General features: G+C 63.7%; 12 protein-coding genes, 4 tRNA genes and 1 pseudogene. 9 read left to right on the plus strand and 8 right to left on the minus strand.

Going from position 1 to position 21106, the window contains the following annotated elements; translation table 11 throughout:
* Positions 1-85: 85 nt before the first annotated feature.
* Positions 86-1459 carry a DNA recombination protein RmuC gene (gene rmuC, locus ACIPZF_RS25235; RefSeq protein ID WP_400804579.1) on the plus strand — a complete coding sequence of 458 codons (1374 nt, stop codon included), beginning with the start codon at positions 86-88 and terminating at the stop codon, positions 1457-1459.
* Here the strand turns inward: rmuC and ACIPZF_RS25240 are convergent.
* The 3 genes from ACIPZF_RS25240 to ACIPZF_RS25250 form a co-directional block, all read right to left on the minus strand.
* Positions 1431-4907: a NahK/ErcS family hybrid sensor histidine kinase/response regulator gene (locus ACIPZF_RS25240; protein ID WP_400804556.1), complete on the minus strand. Its 3477-nt coding sequence runs from the start codon at positions 4905-4907 to the stop codon at positions 1431-1433. The two genes, rmuC and ACIPZF_RS25240, sit on opposite strands and share 29 nt — an antisense overlap.
* Before the next feature lie 191 nt (positions 4908-5098).
* Positions 5099-6283 (minus strand): MFS transporter, encoded by a 1185-nt coding sequence (locus ACIPZF_RS25245; RefSeq protein ID WP_400804559.1) that lies wholly within the window; start codon positions 6281-6283, stop codon positions 5099-5101.
* A gap of 23 nt (positions 6284-6306) precedes the next feature.
* Positions 6307-7044: a GntR family transcriptional regulator gene (locus ACIPZF_RS25250; RefSeq protein ID WP_400804562.1), complete on the minus strand. Its 738-nt coding sequence runs from the start codon at positions 7042-7044 to the stop codon at positions 6307-6309.
* Positions 7045-7215: 171 nt separating this feature from the next.
* Between ACIPZF_RS25250 and ACIPZF_RS25255 the strand changes: the two genes are divergently transcribed.
* Entirely contained in the window at positions 7216-8049 is an 834-nt protein-coding gene (locus ACIPZF_RS25255; RefSeq protein WP_400804565.1) for an amidohydrolase family protein, read from the plus strand.
* A gap of 32 nt (positions 8050-8081) precedes the next feature.
* Positions 8082-9383, plus strand: a complete 1302-nt coding sequence (locus ACIPZF_RS25260) for an SLC13 family permease (RefSeq protein ID WP_400804567.1) — start codon at positions 8082-8084, stop codon at positions 9381-9383.
* A gap of 58 nt (positions 9384-9441) precedes the next feature.
* Here ACIPZF_RS25260 and ACIPZF_RS25265 read toward each other — a convergent pair whose 3' ends face one another.
* Complete coding sequence (locus tag ACIPZF_RS25265; protein WP_400804581.1) at positions 9442-10305, minus strand: methyl-accepting chemotaxis protein; 864 nt, start codon at positions 10303-10305, stop codon at positions 9442-9444.
* Positions 10297-11361 (minus strand): annotated as a pseudogene (locus ACIPZF_RS25270) (methyl-accepting chemotaxis protein); the annotation flags it as partial. The pseudogene ACIPZF_RS25270 and the gene ACIPZF_RS25265, both read right to left, overlap by 9 nt.
* A 194-nt stretch (positions 11362-11555) precedes the next feature.
* Here ACIPZF_RS25270 and ACIPZF_RS25275 point away from each other — a divergent pair.
* Positions 11556-13433, plus strand: a complete 1878-nt coding sequence (locus ACIPZF_RS25275; protein ID WP_400804569.1) for a 1-acyl-sn-glycerol-3-phosphate acyltransferase — start codon at positions 11556-11558, stop codon at positions 13431-13433.
* Positions 13434-13443: 10 nt separating this feature from the next.
* Here ACIPZF_RS25275 and sugE read toward each other — a convergent pair whose 3' ends face one another.
* The 3 genes from sugE to rdgC form a co-directional block, all read right to left on the minus strand.
* Positions 13444-13761 (minus strand): quaternary ammonium compound efflux SMR transporter SugE, encoded by a 318-nt coding sequence (gene sugE, locus ACIPZF_RS25280; protein WP_010952753.1) that lies wholly within the window; start codon positions 13759-13761, stop codon positions 13444-13446.
* A gap of 230 nt (positions 13762-13991) precedes the next feature.
* Positions 13992-14957: a bile acid:sodium symporter family protein gene (locus tag ACIPZF_RS25285; RefSeq protein WP_400804573.1), complete on the minus strand. Its 966-nt coding sequence runs from the start codon at positions 14955-14957 to the stop codon at positions 13992-13994.
* A 185-nt stretch (positions 14958-15142) separates the two neighbouring features.
* Entirely contained in the window at positions 15143-16063 is a 921-nt protein-coding gene (rdgC, locus tag ACIPZF_RS25290; RefSeq protein ID WP_008098477.1) for a recombination-associated protein RdgC, read from the minus strand.
* Between the two features lie 205 nt (positions 16064-16268).
* Here rdgC and ACIPZF_RS25295 point away from each other — a divergent pair.
* The 5 genes from ACIPZF_RS25295 (at position 16269) to ACIPZF_RS25315 (ending at position 20961) form a co-directional block, all read left to right on the plus strand.
* Positions 16269-16344: transfer RNA gene (locus ACIPZF_RS25295), tRNA-Val, on the plus strand.
* Between the two features lie 13 nt (positions 16345-16357).
* A tRNA-Asp gene (locus tag ACIPZF_RS25300) sits at positions 16358-16434 on the plus strand.
* A gap of 169 nt (positions 16435-16603) precedes the next feature.
* A tRNA-Val gene (locus ACIPZF_RS25305) sits at positions 16604-16679 on the plus strand.
* Between the two features lie 14 nt (positions 16680-16693).
* Positions 16694-16770 (plus strand) — tRNA-Asp (locus ACIPZF_RS25310).
* A gap of 450 nt (positions 16771-17220) precedes the next feature.
* On the plus strand, positions 17221-20961 hold the full coding sequence (locus tag ACIPZF_RS25315; protein ID WP_400804576.1) for a molybdopterin-dependent oxidoreductase: 3741 nt from the start codon (positions 17221-17223) through the stop codon (positions 20959-20961).
* Positions 20962-21106: the final 145 nt, after the last annotated feature.

The raw sequence follows: 21106 nt of genomic DNA on the forward strand, positions 1-21106 counted from the left end.
GGGTTTGGTGGCAGGTGCTTTGCCTTGCCTGATTTGGCTCATGCAGATGCAACGCCGCCAAGGCGCGCGGCGGGGCGAGCAAGCCTTGCTTGAAGAGCGCCTCAATGGCGCCCAGTTGGCCCAGGCCGGCCTGCAGGCGCAGCTGGAGGCCAGCCGCGATGAAATCAGCGACCTCAGCGAAGCCAACAGCGTCAAACAGGCGCAGTTGGCCGCCCAGGGCCGTGAGCTCGAACTGCTGCAGGTCGACCGTGACAATGCCCGCGACGCTGCTCACGCCTGGCACCTCGAGCGGGCCAACCGTGAGGCTGAGTTGCGCCGCCTGGAGGCTCAAGCTGCTCGCCTGGAGGCTGAGCTGCGCGAGCAGCAGGACAGCCACCAACAGCGCCTGGAAGACCTGCAGGAAGCTCGCGACACCCTGCGCGCCCAGTTCGCCGACCTGGCCACGAAAATCTTCGACGAACGCGAGCAGCGTTTCGCCCAGACCAGCCAACAGCACCTGGGCCAGTTGCTCGACCCACTGAAAGAACGCATCCAGGCGTTTGAAAAGCGCGTCGAGGAAAGCTACCAGCAAGAAGCCCGCGAACGCTTCTCGCTGGGCAAGGAGCTGGAGCGCCTGCAGCAACTCAACCTGCGCCTGTCCGACGAAGCCACCAACCTCACCCAGGCGCTCAAGGGCCAGAAGACTCAGGGCAACTGGGGCGAGCTGATCCTCGAACGGGTGCTGGAGCATGCGGGCCTGGAGAAGGGCCGCGAATACCAGACCCAGGTCAGCCTGAAAAGCGCCGACGGCGAGCGCTTCCAGCCCGACGTGCTGATCATGCTGCCGGGCGACAAGCAGGTGGTGGTGGATGCCAAGGTCAGCCTGACCGCCTATCAGCAGTACGTCAGCGGCAACGATGAAAACGCTCTGAAGCAGCACGTGCAATCGCTGCGCAGCCACGTCAAAGGCCTTTCAAGCAAGGACTACAACCGTCTCGAAGGCTTGCACAGCCTGGATTTCGTGCTGTTGTTCGTGCCCATCGAGGCGGCGTTTTCGGCGGCCCTGCAGGCCGAGCCCAACCTGTTCCAGGAAGCCTTCGACCGGCAGATCGTGATCGTCAGCCCGACCACCTTGCTGGCCACCTTGCGGGTTATCGACAGCCTGTGGAAGCAGGAGCGCCAGGGCCAGAACGCCCGCGAGATCGCCGAGCGCGCTGGCTGGCTGTACGACAAGTTCGTGCTGTTCATCCAGGACCTGGACGAACTGGGCAATCGCCTGCAGCAGGTCGACAAAGCCTACGCAGCAGCGCGCAACAAGCTCTGCGAAGGGCGCGGCAACCTGGTCAGCCGCAGCGAGCAGCTCAAGCTGCTCGGCGCCCGTGCCAGCAAGAGCCTGCCGGCCGAGCTGCTGGAACGGGCGCTGTCGGATGAAGGCCTGGTGGAGGCGGCGGTCACTGCACCAGGCTCAGATGGCGATTGAGCAGCGCGCGCAAGGCCGCCGGCTTGACCGGCTTGGCCAGGTAATCCAGGCCTGCGGCATGCACCGTGGCCAAGGTTTCCTTGCTGCCGTCGGCGCTGATCACCACACCCGGCACCGGTTCGCCCAGGCACGCGCGTAGCCAGCCCATCAGCGCGGTGCCGGTGTCGCCGTCATCCAGGTGATAGTCCACCAATGCCAGGTGCGGGCGCATGCCCTGGGCCAGCAGCGTTTCGCACTCTGTACGGTTGCGCGCCGTCCACACCTTGCAGCCCCAGCGGCTGAGCAGGCTGTTCATGCCGATCAGGATGCTGTCCTCGTTGTCGATGCACAGCACTTGCAGCCCGGCCAGCGGCTGACTGGCCTGCTCGACCGGCGTGGTCGGCGCGGCAACAGCCTGTCTGGCGATCGGCACGCTCACGCGAAACACTGTGCCTTGGCCTGGCCAGGAACGCACTTCCAGCGTGTGGCCGAGCACCCGGCACAGGCCATCGGCGATCGCCAGGCCCAGCCCCAGGCCTTTTTCGGCGCGGGTTCGGTGGCTATCCAGGCGTTTGAACTCCTGAAAGATGACCTGCAGCTTGTCGTCGTCGATGCCCGGGCCGCGATCCCACACTTCCAGCCACAGGTGCTCGCCCTGGCGGCGCACTCCAAGCAAGATCGGGCTCTTGCCATAGCGCAAGGCATTGGTGAGGAAGTTCTGCAGCACCCGGCGCAACAGTTTCATGTCGCTGTCGACCCGCAGGCGGCTGCCACGCAGGCGGAACTCCAGGCCCTTCTCGGCAGCCAGTACCTTGAATTCGGCGCCGAGGGTGTCGAACAGCTCGCTGAGGGCGAATGGCTTGGCGTCCGGGGTGATCTTGCCGTTTTCCAGGCGCGAGATGTCCAGCAGGTCGCTGATCAGCTCCTCGGCTGAGCGCAGCGAGCTGTCCATGTGCTGCACCAGTTGCTGCGCTTCGTCATTCAGGCCCTCGGCCTGCTGCGACAGGGCGGCGGAGAACAGCCGCGCGGCATTCAGCGGTTGCATCAGGTCGTGGCTGACCGCGGCCAGGAAACGGGTCTTGGACTTGCTCACCGCTTCTGCCTGGCTCTTGGCTTCCGACAGCGCCTGGTTGAGTTGCGACAGCTCATGGGTGCGCTCGGCCACGCGTTGCTCCAGCCCTTCGTTGGCATCGCGCAACGCTTGTTCGGCTTCGCGGAACGGGGTGATGTCGGTGAAGCTCATGACGAAGCCGCCACCGGGCATCGGGTTGCCGATCAGCTCGATCACCCGGCCATTGGGGAACAACCGCTCGGAGGAGTGCGCACGGCCCTGGCGCATCCAGTGCAGGCGCCGGGCCACATGCACCTGCGCCTCGCCCGGGCCGCACAGGCCGCGTTCGGCGTTGTAGCGGATGATGTCGGCGATCGGCCGACCAACGCTGATCAGCCCCTCGGGGTAGTTGAACAGCTCCAGGTAGCGGCGGTTCCAGGCCACCAGATGGAGGTTCTGGTCGACCACGCTGATGCCCTGGTTGATGTTCTCGATGGCGCCTTGCAGCAGCGCGCGGTTGAACTGCAGCACCTCGCTGGCTTCGTCGGCGATGCGCACCACGTCTTCCAGTTGCATGTCGCGGCCTTCGATAGCGGCCTTGACCACTGCGCGGGTCGAGGAGCTGCCGAGCACGCCGGCGAGCAGGCGCTCGGTATGCTCGATCCAGTCGCCGTCAGCGTTCTGGTTGGGGTTGAAGCCCTTACCCTGGCGGTAGGCGAAGCGGATGAAGCTTTGCCGTGCGCGGTCCTCGCCGACGAAGCGCGAGGCCAGGGTCAGCAGGTCGTCGATTTGCACCGCCAGCAGCGGCTTGCCATTAGGCCGCGCGCTGGTCTGCTGGCCGATGAAGCGCCCGGCCTGCCAGTGCTCCGACACGCGGGTGCGCGACAACATCGAGACCCAGGCAAACAGAGTGAAATTGCCTGCCAACGACAGCACGACGCCTTGGGTGAGGGGCGTGATCGGCAGGTTCAGCGGGTTGCCGTGCAGCCATGCCAGGCCCGGGAACAACTCAAGCGACCAGCCCAGGCTGTGGGCGGTGATCGGCAGCACCAGGGTGTAGAACCACAGGAAGATACCCGCGGCGAGGCCGGCGAACACGCCGCGGCGGTTGGCCTGCTTCCAGTACAGCGCGCCGAGCATGGCCGGGGTCAGTTGGGTCACGGCGGCGAAGGCGATCTGGCCGATGGTCGCAAGGCTTGCGGTGGAGCCGAGCAGGCGGTAACTGACGTAGGCCAGCAGCAGGATGACCACGATAGTCACCCGGCGCACCGACAGCATCCAGTGGCGGAACACTTCGAACGGCCGCTCGGCATTGTTGCGGCGTAGCAGCCACGGCAGCAGCATGTCGTTGGAAACCATGGTCGACAGCGCCACGGCCTCGACGATGACCATGCCGGTGGCGGCCGAGGCGCCGCCGATGAACGCCAACAGCGCCAGGCTCGGGTGCGCTTCGGCCAGTGGCAGGCTGATCACGAACGAGTCGGAAATCACCGTGCCGGGCAGCAGCATCTGCCCGGCCAGGGCAATCGGCACCACGAACAACGCGGCCAGGGCCAGGTACATCGGGAACACCCAGCGCGCCAGGCGCATGTCCTGCGGCTCGATGTTCTCCACCACGGTGACGTGGAATTGCCGCGGCAGGCAGATGATCGCCATCATCGCCACGGCGGTCTGCACCACCATCGACGGCCAGTTGATGGTTTCCTGCCAATAGCTGTCCAGGTGCACCGACTGGCGTGCCTGGGTCAGCAGGTCGTCGAAGCCGTCGTACAGATTGAACACCACGAACACGCCGACGGCGAGAAAGGCCAGCAGCTTGATCAGCGATTCGAAGGCAATCGCCAGGACCATGCCACGGTGGTGTTCGGTGACATCCAGGCTGCGCGTGCCGAAGACGATGGCGAACAGCGCCAGCACCAGCGACACCACCAGCGCGGTGTCCTGCACACGGGTGCCGGTGGCATCGGCATTGGCGCCGATCAGCAGGTTGACGCCCAGCACGATGCCTTTGAGCTGCAAGGCGATGTAGGGCAGCACGCCGACCAGACAGATCAGCGCCACCACCACCGCCAGGGTTTGCGACTTGCCGTAGCGCGCGGCGATGAAGTCGGCAATCGAGGTGATGTTCTGCTGCTTGCTGATCAGCACCATTTTCTGCAGCACCCAGGGTGCGAAGATCAGCAGCAGGATCGGCCCCAGGTAGATCGGTAAAAAGGCCCACAGCTGTTCGGCGGCCTGACCGACCGCGCCGAAGAAGGTCCAACTGGTGCAGTACACCGCCAGCGACAGGCTGTACACCCAGGCACGCAGCCGCGGCGGCAACGGTGTGCTGCGGCGGTCGCCGTAGAAGGCGATGGCGAACATGACGGCCATATAGGCCAGGGCGACCACGGCGATCAGCCCGCTGGACAACGACATGAAAACTCCGGAGCAAGAAAGGTAACGCGGTCCCGATCAACCAGTCTGGCACGCAGCCGGCTATTCGTCAGCGCCGACGATGGTCGCAGAAATCTCCATTGGCCCCTTCGCGGGGCAAGCCCGCTCCCACAAGTTGAGGGCCAACACACATCCTGTGGGAGCGGGCTTGCCCCGCGAAGAGGCCGGGACAGTCAATAGAGATGCCTACGAGTACCCAGCCAGTAAAACACCCCCGCCAAAACCACCGACATCACCAGCAGGTAGAAGATCGCCCCCGGCCACCAATGCCCCAGACTAAACCCCACCAGCACCGGCCCCAGCGCCGCACCCAGGTTGGACAGGTTCTGCGCGCCGTAATACACCCCGCGCAAATGCTCCGGCGCGATCAGGTCGATGAACATGTACTCGGCCGGTATCACGATGATTTCGCCCAGGGTGAACACCAGCATGGCCAGGCACCAGGCCAGCACTGTCCCGGCGACCGAGAAGCCCAACAGCCCGGCGATGAACAGCGCCATGCCGGCCAGCAGCCAGGGCATCAACTGCTGGCGGCCAATGCGTTTGCCGATCAGGTATTGCAGGGCGATCACCGTCACGGCATTGGTGGTCACCAGATAGCCCACCAGGCGCGCGGCCTCGCTGGCGCTGGTCGTCACCACCAGGTACTGCGACAGGTAAGCGGTGAACTGGCCGAACACTACCGCGCTGAGTACGCCGCCGAGGGTGAAGCACACCAGCCGCCGGTCACGTGCCAACCCCAGCGCCACCTGGGCGAAGCCGGCTCCCGGCTGTGCCTCGGCGCTGGCCTGCAGCCCGCGATCGCCCAGGCGCCAGTAGGCCAGGCACATGCCCAGGCCAATCAGCGCGGAGGCGACGAAGGGCAGGTGATCGTTCAGTTCCAGCAGGGCCACGCCGAGCAGCGGGCCGGCGGCATAACCCACGTTGCTCAAGGTGTACTTGATGGCGAAGACTTCAGCCCTTTGCTCCACCGGCAGCAGTGCGCAGAAGCCGGCCTTGGCGGCGATGTCGACCACGGCCAGGGCCAGGTTGATCAGCACCAGGCACAGGAAGAACAGCAGTGCCGAACGGCTGGCGATGGCGGCGACGAAGGCGAGGGCGAAGACCAGCGTGCTGGCGGTGACCAGGGTGTGGTTGCGCAGGGTATCGACCAGGTGGCCGCCGTACAGGCTCAGCAGCGAGGCGACGATCAGTGCGCCGCCTATCAGCAAGCCGATATGGCTGATCGACAGCTGAAAGTTGTCGGCCAGGTAAACGACCAGGTAGGGCAAGGTCAGGGCGCGGGCAACGGTCAGGGTAAAGGTGGTTGCCAGCAGCAGGCGTACCGCTGCGGGGTAGTGCTTGAGGGCGTGGAGCATGGGCACATCCTTGTTGCCGAGCTTCAGGAAATATCGATCTGGTAGCGGAAACCTTCTGCCGCAGCCCGAGACACACGGTACTCCATTGGCTTGCGGTCGTAACCCTGCGCCGTACGCTGAATCACCACCACCGGCGCACCTGGCCCGATCGCCAGGTGTTGCGCGCAGGCGCTGTCGGCCACACCTACCGTCAGGGTTTCCCTGGCCGATGCCACGCACTGGCCGCACTGTGACTCATAAAAAGGGTAAAGCAGGTCGCCGAACGCGTCCGCGTCGATATCCAGCAAGGCCATGAAGCGTGAGGCCGGAAGCCAGATTTCTTCGTGGAACAGCGGTCGGCCCTCGATCAGGCGCAATCGCTCCAGCCTGATTGCCTTTTCTTCGCCGTCGAGCGAAAGCGCCTCGGCGATTTCTGCCGTCGGTACGCGCAACTGCTTGCCAATGATACGGCTGGTCGGCACCAGGCGTTGGCCCTTGGCATCCACCTGTCGGAAAAAGCGAAACAGCGAGGCATCGAAGTTAGGGCGGCGCACGAAGGTTCCGCGGCCTTGGCTGCGTAGCAGCAAACCCTCATTGACCAACGTGTCGACTGCCTTGCGCACAGTGCCAATGGCAACGCCATACAAACGCGTGAGCTCAGTCTCGGTAGGGATCGGTGCGCCTGGCAGCCAATGCCCCTCAGCAATCTTGGCGAGCATCTCTTCGCGCAGTTGCTGGTAAAGCGGCAGGCGCGGGTCGTGGCCGAGTATCCCGGTGCTCATCGTTCAAAAGGTCCGTGGCTGAAGAATTGGCAGCACTCTACCACTTGGCACTCGATTGACAGAATCCGCCCACTAAAGATATGGTCATGCAGTCATATATATGAATTTATGTTTGTCTAAAAGCCGCGGCATCCGCTAGCGGCGATAACAATCGAACAGGGTTATCGCGTTATGACCAACCCCTCTCTGCCCGCCGTCACCGGCATAGACACCCATGCCCATATCTTCCGCCAGGATCTGCCGATGGTTGCCAACCGTCGCTACAGCCCGGACTACGACGCCCTGATCGAGCAGTACCTCGCTCATCTTGACCATCACGGACTGTCTCACGGCGTACTGATCCAACCCAGCTTCCTGGGCACCGACAACAGCTACATGCTCCAGGCACTGCGCCGTTACCCTCAGCGCTTGCGCGCTGTGGCGGTGGTCGATGCGACAGTCAGCGAGCAGCAGCTGGACGCGCTCGCCGAAGCAGGGGTCGTGGGCATCCGCCTGAACCTGATTGGCAAGCGCCTGGCCGACTACGCCGGGCCAGAATGGACAGCGTTGTTCAAGCGCCTGGCCGTGCGCGGCTGGCAGGTGGAAATACAGCGCGGCTTCGACGATCTGGCCCTGATCGTGCCGGCAATCCTGGCCTGCGGCGTAGACGTTGTGGTCGACCATTTCGGCCTGCCTGCCGATGGCATCGACCCGCGCAAGGACACCCACCGCACCTTCCTGCACCTGCTTGGCGAACCCAAGCTGTGGCTCAAGCTATCCGCTGGCTACCGCAGCCAGACCGACCTGGCCAAGGCGCACGTGTTGCTGACGCAGTTGCGTGAAGCGGCCGGCGGTATCGAGCGCATGCTCTGGGGCAGCGATTGGCCGAATACCCAGTTCGAACGCCAGACCTGCTATGCCGACCAGGCCGAGTTCTTCCAGGCGCTGCTCCCCGATGCCAAGGAGCGCACCCAGATTCTGAGCGCCAATCCGGCGAAGCTGTTCGGCTTCGCCCATTCGCGCTGATACTTCAACAATAACAACAGGACACTTTCAACATGATGAGCATCCTCGTCGTCGCGGCCATCATCGCCGCCGTGGCACTGGGCTACAGGACCAAGATCAATATCGGCCTGTTCGCGATTGCCTTTGCCTACCTGATCGGCTGCTTCGGCATGGGCCTGAGCCCCTCCGAGGTCATCGGCATGTGGCCACTGAAGATCTTCTTCGTGATCTTCTCGGTCTGCCTGTTCTACAGCTTTGCTACGGTCAACGGCACCCTTGAAAAGCTGGCTGAACACCTGATCTACCGCTGCCGCGCCGTGCCGCAGTTGCTGCCGTTCGCGGTGTTTTTCGCCGCCACCGTGATCGCTGCAATGGGCGCCGGTTACTACACCGTGCTGGCGTTCATGGCGCCGATCACCCTGCTGCTGTGCGAGCGCACCCGCATGAGCCTGATCGTCGGCGGCATGGCCGTTAACTATGGCGCGCTCAGCGGGGCCAACTTCATGTCCAGCCAGAGCGGCATCATCTTCCGGGGCTTGATGACCAATGCCGGGGTAAGTGACAACCAGGCTTTCATCAATGCCACCGGCATCTTCGTCAGTACCCTGGTGATCCCCTTGCTGGTGATCGGCGTATTCGTCTTTCTGACCGGCCATGGCCGCGCCTTGAAGGCATCGGCAGTGGCGGTCGAAGCGCCGCAACCGCTGAACAGTCAGCAGCGCACCACGCTGTGGCTGACCCTGGCGATGATGGTGATCGTATTGGCAGCACCCGTGGCGAGCATCCTTTTGCCAGGCAATGCCACGGCGGCCTTCATCAATTCGAAGATGGACATCGGCCTGATCGCCAGCATCTTCTCGGTGATCGCCCTGTTGCTGAAACTGGGTGACGAACGCAAGGCCATGGCCACGGTGCCGTGGGGCACGCTGATCATGATCTGCGGCGTGGGCATGTTGATTTCCGTGGCGATCAAGGCCGGTACCATCGATATCCTCGCGTCCTGGATTGGCAGCAGCATTCCACCGATCATGGTCCCGGTGGTGTTCGGTGCGGTGGCTGCCTTCATGTCGATTTTCTCCAGCACCCTCGGTGTGGTGACACCGGCGCTGTTCCCGATGGTGCTGCCGATTGCGCACAACATGGGCATCGAGCCGATGATTCTGTTCATTGCCATCGTCGCGGGTGCTCAGGCTACTTCGATTTCGCCGTTCTCCTCTGGCGGCAGCCTGATTCTGGGCTCGTGCAACAATGAACAGAGCCGCACGTCACTGTTCCCCCAGCTGCTGTTCAAGGCGGCGCCCATTGGCTTCGTGGCTGCGCTGGCATTCAACGTGGTACTGACGTTCGTGCTCTGACATCGGATGGCATAAAAAAACCGCAGCCTGGCTGCGGTTTTTTTGTGCCTGAGAGGGTCTAGACGCGGAACTTGCCGATCATCTGCTGCAACTGCCCACCCAATCGCGCCAGCTCAACGCTGGAAGCCGACGTCTGCTGGCTGGCCTCAGCCGTCTGTTCGGAAATATCCCGCACCGTTACCACGCTGCGGCTGATTTCCTCGGCCACTGCGCTCTGCTGCTCAGAAGCTGCGGCGATCTGCTGGTTCATCAGCTGGATACCCGATACCCGCTGGGTAATCCCCTCCAGCGCCACACCCGCCTCACGCACCAGCGCCACGCTGCTTACGGTCAGGCTCTGGCTTTCTTCCATCAGTTCGCTCACCGAGCGGGTGCCTTGATCCAGGCTGCCGATCGCCGACTCGATCTCCAGGGTCGACGCCTGGGTGCGCTGGGCCAGGCTGCGCACCTCATCCGCCACAACCGCAAAACCACGCCCGGCCTCGCCTGCGCGGGCTGCCTCGATCGCGGCGTTGAGCGCGAGCAGGTTGGTCTGCTCGGCGACCGCCTTGATCACATCCATGACCTTGCCGATGCGCTGGCTCTCATTGCGCAGCGCACCCATGGCCTCGCCGGTGGCGTCTACCTGGCTGGCCAGGCGGCCGATCTGCGCGACGGCGCGGTTGACCACGCTGTCCCCTTCGCGCGCTTCTTCGTCGGTGGCACTGGCAGCCAGCGAAGCTTCGCCGGCATTGCGCGCCACCTCGTGCACGGTGGCGGCCATTTCCTGCATGGCGGTGGCGACCTGGTCGGTTTCGACTTTCTGGTTGTTGGCACCGGCGCTGGTCTGCTCGGTGATCGCCGACAGCTCCTCGGTGGCGCTGGCGATCTGCGAAATACCGTCGCGCACCTGGGCGATCAATTCGCGCAGGTTGCGGGTCATGCCCTGCAGGGCATTCTGCAACTGGCCGACTTCATCACGGCGGCGGCTGGCCGGTTGCTCGCTGAGGTCGCCGGCCGCAACCTGCTGCATGGCGCGCAGGGCCTGCTGCAAAGGGGCGCTGATCTGGCGGGCGATGACCACGGCGGCGAGGATGCCGATCAGCAGCGCCAACAGCGTGGTGACCACCTGCAGGTTCTTGGCGAATTGGCTGTCGCTGACCACCGACACTGCCTGGGCGTCGAGCAATTGGCCGATCAGGCCATTGAGGCCGTCGATGTCGGCGGCCATGGCATTGCGATACTGGACCAGTTTGCTGACTTCACCCCGAAACGCCTCGACCGCCTCGGCATAGGCGCGTACCTGTTGGTTCAATGTGCTGAACTGCTCGGCAAAACCGCCATTGAAGCGCGCCACCAGGCCTGGCAGGTCATCGACCGTGGTCGCGATCTGCGCGTTCATCAGCTGTTCGGTGTCGGCGTTGGTGTTACCGGTGTAGCCGCGCACGTGGTAGCGCAGCAGGATGAGGTTCTCGCGGATCTGGTTGATCGCCTCGCTGCGCACGAAACGCTGCTCGGCGTCGGGCAGGGCGCGGACCTGCTTGCGAATCGCTTCGATGCTGGCGAATGCGTTGGTGGCAAGAGCGCCCATTTGCTTCTGAGCCGCGCGCATTTTCTGATACGACTGGAAGCTCTGTGCCTGGTTGGCGGCATAACTGTTCAAGGTCTGCTCGGCATTGTCGATCAGGGCCAGGCTCTGGGGTTTGACCAGCGACCCACGCAGTTTCGCCAGCGGTGCCTGAAAGGCCTGCAGTGCTGCTTGCAATGCCTTGCCTTCATTTTCCCCGCCATTGGCCATGGCATGGCGCAGGCGCGCTTCACGCAGATCGCCGAGAGCATCGTTGAGGCGCGAGACGTCGCTGACCACCTCGCTGCGCCGTACCAGGCTGCCCAGGCCGTCCCAGCCGATCAGCGACTGGACCAGGGTCAGGCAAAGTACCAAGCCAAAACCGACGAAAAGCTTATGGGCGATTTTCAGATCGCCGAACCAGGTAAACATAAACTGCTGAGCTCCTTTTCTTATGCGTTGGAGGAGACCGGAGGTCCGTTCCTTCTGTCAGATATAGTCATCTATATGAATTGTCGGCAGCTGTAACAAAATCTGAACGACGATTTCCATTAAATTGGGCAGACTTGTGGCTTCGCGCACTCGGTGCGCCTCCAATGACTAAAGCCCCTAAGGGAACAAGGACGATGAGTCATTCCTCGCAATTCACCTTGCTCGGCAAGCGGCGGTTCCTGCCGTTTTTCATCACCCAGTCGCTGGGTGCTTTCAACGACAACCTGTTCAAGCAGTCGCTGATCCTGGCGATCCTGTTCAAGCTCAGCCTTGGCGATGGCGACCGCTCGATCTGGGTCAACCTCTGCGCGCTGCTGTTCATCCTGCCGTTCTTCCTGTTTTCGGCGCTGGGTGGGCAGTTTGGCGAGAAGTTCGCCAAGGACGCGTTGATCCGCGCGATCAAGCTGGCAGAAATCGCCATCATGGCCATCGGCGGGCTCGGTTTCGTCACCGATCACCTGACGCTGATGCTGGTGGCACTGTTCGGCATGGGCACCCATTCGGCGCTGTTCGGCCCGGTGAAATACTCGATCCTGCCCCAGGCCCTGCGCGAAGAAGAGCTGGTCGGCGGCAACGGCCTGGTGGAAATGGGCACCTTCCTGGCCATCCTCGCCGGCACCATCGGCGCCGGGGTGATGATGGCCAGCGACAGCTACGCCACGGTGGTGGCCGGTGGGGTGGTGGGCACCGCGGTGCTGGGTTACCTGGCCAGCCGCTGGATCCCCCGCGCGGCGGCCGTTTCGCCGCAGATGAAGCTGGACTGGAACATTTTCAAGCAGTCATGGGTGATCCTGCGCATGGGCCTGGGGCAGCCGCCAGCGGTGTCGCGTTCGATCGTCGGCAACTCGTGGTTCTGGTTCGTCGGCGCCATCTACCTGACGCAGATCCCGACCTACGCCAAGGACTGGCTGCACGGTGACGGTACGGTCGTTACTTTGGTACTGACCCTGTTCTCGGTGGGCATCGCCCTGGGCTCGCTGCTGTGCGAGCGCCTCAGCGGGCGCAAGGTCGAGATCGGCCTGGTGCCGTTCGGCTCGTTCGGCCTGACCCTGTTCGGCCTGCTCTGGTGGTGGCATTCCGGTGATGTGCCGGCTGCCGCGGCGCCGCACGATTGGCTGACCCTGCTGGGCATGAGCCAGGCCTGGTGGATATTGCTGTCGATCGTCGGCCTGGGCATATTCGGCGGCTTCTACATCGTGCCGCTGTATGCGCTGATCCAGGCGCGCACCGCCGAGGACCAGCGCGCCCGGGTGATCGCGGCCAACAACATTCTCAATGCCCTGTTCATGGTGGTGTCGGCGATCCTCACCATCTTCTTGCTGGGCGTGGCCGAGCTGAGCATCCCGCAGCTGTTCCTGGTGGTGTCGCTACTCAATGTGCTGGTCAATGCCTATATCTTCAGGATCGTGCCCGAGTTCACCATGCGCTTCCTGATCTGGCTGCTCAGCCATTCGATGTACCGCGTGGAGCATCGCGACCTCGAGCGCATCCCGGATGAAGGCGCGGCGCTGCTGGTGTGCAACCATGTGTCGTTCGTCGATGCGCTGCTGCTCGGCGGGGCGATCCGCCGGCCGATCCGTTTCGTCATGTACTACAAGATCTACAACCTGCCGGTGCTCAACTTCGTGTTCCGTACCGCCGGTGCCATCCCGATTGCCGGGCGCAACGAAGATGCCGCCATTTACGAGCGCGCGTTCGCCCGCATCGCCCAGTACCTGGCGGCGGGGGAGGTGGTGTGCATTTTCCCGGAGGGCAAGTTGACCGGTGATGGCGAAATCGATGTGTTCAGGGGTGGTGTCAGCCGCATCCTGGAGGAGACCCCGGTGCCGGTGATTCCGCTGGCGTTGCAGGGGCTGTGGGGCAGTTTCTTCAGCCGTGATCCGGGCAAGGGCTTCTTCAAGCGCTTGTGGTCGCGGGTGACCATCGTGGCCGGCTCCGCCATCCCGGTGGACGCAGCGCAGCCCGAGCTGTTGCGTGAGCAGGTCAGCCGCCTGCGCGGCGACCTGCGTTAAACGGGAATGGTCAGCTGGCGCTGACTTTCAGGCCAACCAGGCCGCAGACGATCAGCGCCACACTGACCAGCCGCACCAAGGCCATGGATTCGCCGAACAGGATGATCCCGGCGATCACCGTGCCCACTGCACCCACACCGGTCCAGATGGCATAGGCGGTACCCAGCGGCAGCTCTTTCATGGCCAGGCCGAGCAGGCCGAGGCTGATGACCATGGCGCCGACGGTGAGCACGGTGGGGAGGGGGCGGGTGAAGCCGTCGGTGTATTTGAGGCCGACAGCCCAGCCGACCTCGAACAGGCCGGCGAAGAACAGGATGATCCAGGACATGAGTGTGTCTCCATCGTTTGAATGATGGGGCCGTCCCCGGAGTGTTAACGCTATGCGTTGTGAGGCCGTCCTCACGGTGGGCACTATGGTGCACATCTTCTGATTGCAGTGCAAACAGTGCTGGCCCTTTCGCGGGACAAGCCCGCTCCCACAGGATCCACACAAGCCTGAAATCTGTGGTGATCCTGTGGGAGCGGGCTTGCCCCGCGAAAGGGCCAGCACTGGCAACATCAATGCCGGGCCGGCTCCCCGTTTGCAACTTCAGCTGAAGGTTCTTCCATCCGCCGGAACCAGGTAGAAAGCAGCGCCCCGGAAATATTGTGCCAAACACTGAACAGCGCACTCGGCACCGCCGCCAGCGGCGAGAAATGCGCGGCTGCCAATGCCGCCCCCAGCCCCGAGTTCTGCATACCCACCTCCAGCGCCAGCGATTTGCGCTGGGCCAGCGGCAGCTTGCAGAACTTACCGGTGAGGTAGCCCAGCAAGTAACCGAAGCTGTTGTGCAGCATCACCACCGCCATGATCAGCAGGCCCGATTCGGCGATTTTCGCCTGGCTGGCCGCCACCACCGCACAGACGATCATGACGATGCTCACCACCGACACCAGTGGCAGCACCTGCACCGCCAGTTGCACCCGCGCGCCGAGCAGGCGTTGGGCCAACACGCCGAGCACGATCGGCAGCATCACCAGCTGCAGGATCGACCAGAACATGTCCATGAAGGACACCGGCAACCAGGCCGAGGCGAGGAACCAGATCAGCGTCGGGGTCAGCAGCGGCGCCAGCAGCGTGGTCACCCCGGCGATCGCCACGGCCAGCGCGAGGTCGCCTTTGGACAACCAGACCATCACGTTCGAGGCCGTGCCGCTCGGACAGCAGCCGACCAGGATCACGCCGACGGCAATTTCCGCCGGCAGCTGGAACAGCTGGCACAGCAGCCAGGCCATGCCCGGCATGATCACGAAGTGCGCGACCACGCCGAGCGCCACGCGCCAGGGCTGACGGGCGAGGGCGGCGAAGTCGTCGAGCTTGAGGGTCAGGCCCATGCCGAACATCACCAGGCCCAGCAGCGGCACGATGGCGACCTTGAGCGAGATGAACCATTGCGGTTGCAGGAAGGCCAGGCAGGCGAACAGCAGCACCCAGACGGCGAAGGTGTTGCCGACGAAGCGGCTGAAGGCGGCGAGGGCGCGCATGGGCAAGTCCTTTTCTATTTATAGTTTTACTGAATTCACTGGCTTCTTCGCGGGGCAAGCCCGCTCCCACAGACACCCCACAGTATTCAACATCTGTGAGGTACCTGTGGGAGCGGGCTTGCCCCGCGAAGAGGCCGGTAGGGGCGAAGAATACCTAGCAGCCTGTCACCGGCCAATCATGCAAATCAGACCCCTTGCGGAATCTCTTCCCCACCCAGGGCCTCGAACAGCACCGGCAGGAATTCACTGAAGGTCATCATCATCAGCAGGAAGCTGGCATCGAACTGTTGCGCGGCTTCATCACCGCCATCCTGTTCGGCCTGCTCCTGCAGCAGCTCCTCGAACTTCAGGCGCTTGATCACCATCTTGTCGTCGAGCACGAACGACAGTTTGTCCTGCCAGGCCAGGGCCAGCTGGGTAACCACCTTGCCGGTGCTCAGGTGCAGCTGGATTTCTTCGCCGGTCAGGTCCTGGCGCTTGCAGCGTACGATGCCGCCGTCTTCGGCGGTGTCACGCAGTTCGCATTCGTCCAGCACATAGAAGCCTTCGGCGGCCTGTTGCGACTTGACCCAGTCGGTCATGGTCGCGGTCGGGGCGATTTTCACGGTGGCCGGGCGCACCGGCAGCGAGCCCATCACTTCGCGCAGGGTCGACAGCAGGTCTTCGGCGCGCTTGGCGCTGGCCGAGTTGACCAGGATCATGCCAAGGCGCGGGGCAATGGCGGCGAAGATCATCGAGCGGCGGATGAACGCGCGCGGCAGGAAGGCCTGGATGATCTCGTCCTTGATCTGGTCGCGTTCCTTTTTATAGACCTTGCGCATCTGCTCGGTCTCGATCTCTTCGACCTTTTCCTTGACGGCATCGTTGACCACGCTGCTCGGCAGGATGCGTTCTTCCTTGCGCGCGGCAATCAGCAGGAACTCGCCGCTGACGTGCACCAGAGGAGCGTCTTCGCCTTTGCCGAACGGCGCGACGAAACCATAGGTGGTCAGCTCCTGGCTGGCGCAGGGGCGGGCCGGCTTGCTGGCCAGGGCGGCTTCCAGTGCTTCAGCCTCGAATGGGACATCCTGGGTCAGGCGGTAGGTCAGCAGGTTCTTGAACCACATGTGGGGGAATCTCTCCTTAATGCATAAGGGGGGCATTATTCTCCGCGCAGCCGTTCCAGGCCAGCCCTGTCATAGGGCCAGCAGCGATATAACGGCAGATTGCGCTAGGTCGTTGAAAGGGCTGAGAATTTTTTTTAGAAAAGTTGAAAATTGTGCTTGCCAGGGTGGCGGGCCGTCCGTAGAATGCGCGCCACACCGAGACGAAGGGTGATTAGCTCAGCCGGGAGAGCATCTGCCTTACAAGCAGAGGGTCGGCGGTTCGATCCCGTCATCACCCACCACTCGATGTATAGCGCAGCGGTAGTTCAGTCGGTTAGAATACCGGCCTGTCACGCCGGGGGTCGCGGGTTCGAGTCCCGTCCGCTGCGCCATATTCCACTTCCAGGGCCCACTGAACACCCGGAAGTAACAGAGAAAGCGACCTTGGGGTCGCTTTTTTTGTGCCTGCGATTTGCTGAAAGTGGATTTTGCGAAAAAGTTGCACTAATGGCTTGCCATGCTGCCGCGTCCTACGTAGAATGCGCGCCTCACCGAGACGAAGGGTGATTAGCTCAGCCGGGAGAGCATCTGCCTTACAAGCAGAGGGTCGGCGGTTCGATCCCGTCATCACCCACCACTCGATGAAATAGCGCAGCGGTAGTTCAGTCGGTTAGAATACCGGCCTGTCACGCCGGGGGTCGCGGGTTCGAGTCCCGTCCGCTGCGCCATATTCAACTTCCAGGGCCCACTGAACACCCGGAAGTTACAAAAAAAGCGACCTTAGGGTCGTTTTTTTCGTTTCTGGGCCTTATTGGCCGCGCTCTTCTTCGCGCAAGGTCGCGGGTGCCGGGGCGGATGATAACTGCTGGAATTTGCTCCAGCATAGCGCCAGGGGCCTTTGTGATGCCACCGCATGGTGCGTTGGCTGTGCCGGCCTTTTCGCGGGCAAGCCCGCTCCCACAGGTACTGCACAGCCGTCGAACCCGTGGTGTTCCTGTGGGAGCGGGCTTGCCCGCGAAGAGGCCAGCACAGCTGGCCCAGTATTTGCTGACTTGATCCCATTCCAGGCTGTCAACGTCGACAGCCCATCAGACTCACGACAAAGGCGCCGTGTTGCCCCCCTTGCCAAGCAAGCCGGGGCAACCGGCGCCTTTTGCGTTCCAGCAGGAGCCCCGCCCATGGCCAGCACCCAAGTTCGCAGCGTCTGCCCCTATTGCGGCGTCGGTTGCGGCATCGTCATGAGCGTCGCCGACGGCAAGGTAACCAAGGTCAGCGGCGACAAACAGCACCCAAGCAACTTCGGCCGCCTGTGCACCAAAGGCCTCACCGCGCACATCCCGCTGACCGCCCCTGGGCGCATGGAGAGCGCTTTCGTGCGCCAGCAGCGCGACCACCAGCCAGCCCGCAGCAGCATGGCCCAGGCCATCACCCAGGCCGCCGAGCGCCTGCGCAGCATCATTGACCAGCATGGCCCTGACGCCGTGGCGCTGTATGTGTCCGGGCAGATGTCGCTGGAAGCCCAGTACCTGGCCAACAAGCTGGCCAAGGGCTTCATCCGCACCCGCCATATCGAGTCCAACTCGCGCTTGTGCATGGCCAGTGCCAGCAGCGGCTACAAACTGTCGCTTGGTGCCGATGGCCCGCCTGGCAGTTACCAGGATTTCGAGCACGCCGAGGTGTTCCTGGTGATCGGCGCGAACATGGCCGACTGCCACCCGATCCTTTTCCTGCGCCTGCTCGACCGGGTAAAAGCCGGGGCCAAGCTGATCGTTGTCGACCCGCGACGCACCGCCACCGCCGACAAGGCCGACCTGTTCCTGCAGGTGCGGCCGGGTTCAGACATGGCGCTGCTGAACGGCCTGCTGCACCTGCTGCATCGAGATGGCCATACCGACCCCGACTTCATCGCCCGCCACACCGAAGGCTGGGACGAGCTGCCTGCCTTCCTCGACGACTACACGCCTGAACGCGTGGCCGCCATCACCGGCCTGGCGGAGGATGACATCCGCGAGGCCGCAGCCTTGATCGGCACGGCCAAGGAGTGGATGAGCTGCTGGACCATGGGCCTCAACCAGAGCATCCACGGCACCTGGCACAGCAATGCGATCTGCAACCTGCACCTCGCCACCGGCGCCATCTGCCGCCCCGGCAGCGGGCCGTTCTCGCTGACCGGCCAGCCCAATGCCATGGGCGGCCGCGAGATGGGCTACATGGGGCCGGGCCTGCCGGGCCAGCGCTCGGTACTGGTCGAAGGCGACCGCCGCTTCGTCGAGGCGCAGTGGGGCCTGACGTCCGGAAGCCTGCGTGCGGAGGGTGGCGAAGGCACGGTGGCGCTGTTCGAGCAGATGAAGGCGGGCGCAGTAAAGGCCTGCTGGATCATCTGCAGCAACCCCGTGGCCAGTGTCGCCAACCGCCAGCAGGTGATCGACGGCCTGCGCCAGGCAGAGCTGGTGATTACCCAGGATGCCTTCCTCGACACCGAAACCAACCGCTACGCCGATATCCTCTTGCCGGCCGCGCTGTGGGCCGAGGGCGAGGGCGTGATGATCAACAGCGAGCGCAACCTCACCTTGATGCCGCGCGCGGTCGAGGCGCCGGGCGAGAGCCTGGCGGACTGGCAGATCATCGCCAGGGTCGCGTGTGCCATGGGCTATGCCGAGGCCTTCGACTACGTCAACGCCGAGGCGGTGTACGACGAGATCCGCCGCTTCAACAACCCGGTCACCGGCTACGATCTGCGCGGCATCGACTACCAGGCGCTGCGCGACAAACCCCGCCAATGGCCCAGCGCCCCAGGCCACACGGATGACCGCAGCCCACTGCGCTATGTCGAGAACGGCGATCCCGCCACCCTGGTTTTCCCAACAACGAGCGGCAAGGCCGGCTTTTTCGCCCGGCCCTGGTTACCCGCACCAGAGCTGCCAGACGCCGACTACCCACTGGTGCTCAACACGGGCCGGGTGCAGCACCAGTGGCACACCCTGACCAAGACCGGCAAGGTGCCGGCGCTGAACAAGCTGGAACCCGGTCCATTCGTTGAAATTCACCCCAAGGATGCGGCGTGGCTGGGCATCCGCGACAAGGACCAGGTAGCGATCCGCTCGCGGCGTGGTCAGGCCGTGCTGCCGGCGCGGGTCAGTGACCGGGTGATGCCCGGCAGCTGTTTTGCGCCCTTCCACTGGAACGATGTGATCGGCGAGCAATTGGCGATCAATGCCGTCACCTGTGATGCGGTCGACCCGCTGTCGCTGCAACCGGCCTTCAAGCACTGCGCCGTGGCCTTGCAGCGGATTGCCGGTGAGCGCATCGAAGCCCTCGAGCTGAGTGCCGAGCCGACGGCGAGCGCGTCGGTTGCGCCCCACCATCAGGTGCTGTGGGCTTCGCAAACGGGTAACGGCGAAGTGCTGGCCGAACGCTGCGCCGAGCGTCTACGCCGTGGTGGGTTGCACGTGCAGCTCAGTGGCCTGGAGGCGGTCAGCCCTCGCCAGTTGCAGGGGGCGGCCAGCGTCGTGCTGATCGCCAGTACCTTCGGCGATGGCGATGCGCCCGACAGCGCCACGGCGTTCTGGCAGGCGCTGCAGGGCGAGGAGGGCGCGCACTGTGCCGAGCTTCCGTATGCCGTGCTGGCACTGGGAGACTCCAGCTACGATCAGTTCTGCGGGTTTGGCCGCAAGCTCGACCAGCGCCTGGCTGAACTGGGCGGGCGGCGCCTGCTGCCACGGGTCGACTGCGAGCCGGATTTCGATGAGGCCTTCGCCACCTGGCTCGATGCACTCTTGCCCGAACTGGGCAGCGCCGCCGTCCCGCCGCCTGTATCTGAACCCGTTGCGGGCTACAGCAAGCAACAACCCTGGTCGGCCACCTTGCTGGAAAATCGACTGCTCAATGGCCCCGGCGCCAGCAAGGAAACCCGCCAGCTGGTGTTCGACCTGGCCGGCAGCGATTTCACCTATGCCGCCGGGGATGCCCTGGGGGTATGGCCACGCAACTGCCCGGCGCTGGTGGAGGAACTGCTGGCCGCGATGCGCCTCGATGGCCAGGCCCAGGTTCAGGTCAAAGGGCAAGCACTCATGCCCCTGGCCCAGGCGCTGGTGTCGCATCTGGAAATCGCCAAGGTCACTGCGCAACAACTGCAGGTCTTCAGCCAGCAAGCCGCCGAGCTGGAGCGCCTGCTGCAGCCGGAATGCAAAGGCGAGTTGCAGGACTGGCTGTGGGGCCGGCAGTTGGTCGATGTGCTGCACGCTTTTCCGCAAGACCTGCCGGTGGCTGCATGGCTCGACTTGCTCAAGCCTCTGCAGCCACGGCTGTATTCGATCAGTTCCAGCCCACTGGCGCACCCTGGCCAGGTTCATCTGACCGTCTCCACGGTGCGCTATGGCGAGCGCAAAGGGGTCTGCTCAAGCTTCCTCGCCGACCGTGGGCAGGTAGAGAAGATCGCGATCTTCCCGCAGGTATCCAAGCATTTCCGCTTGCCTGATGACGACACGGTGCCGGTGATCATGGTCGGTCCCGGTACCGGGATCGCGCCGTTTCGTGCCTTCCTCGAAGAGCGCGAGGCACGGGGAGCCAAGGGCGGCAACTGGTTGTTCTTTGGTGAGCAGTATGCTGCGACCGACTTTTACTACCGGGAGCAGCTGCAGGCTTGGCAGGCGAGCGGCCATTTGCGGCTGGACACGGCGTTTTCCCGTGATCAGGCCGAGAAGATCTATGTGCAGCAGCGCCTGCGTGAGCAGGGCGCGCAGGTGTGGCAGTGGCTGGAGGCGGGGGCGTACTTCTATGTGTGCGGAGATGCTCAGCGCATGGCCAAGGATGTGGATGTGGCGTTGCGCGAGGTCATTGGCGAGCATGGGGGCGTGGACGCGGATGCTTATATGGAGGCCTTGAGCAAGGCCAAGCGGTATCGGCGGGATGTGTATTGAAGTGCCCCAAGATGGTGAGTAGTGCACTTGGAATGTGCATTGGCTTTACTGGCCTCATCGCGGCTGAAGCCGCTCCTTGTATCTCGACTTTCGCCTCCCAAGAGGCGAAAGTTCTCGACTGATCATCGAGGGAAGGTCTTGAAGC

The organism is Pseudomonas sp. NPDC089752, assembly GCF_044748725.1.
In the GTDB taxonomy this organism is placed as follows: Bacteria; Pseudomonadota; Gammaproteobacteria; order Pseudomonadales; family Pseudomonadaceae; genus Aquipseudomonas.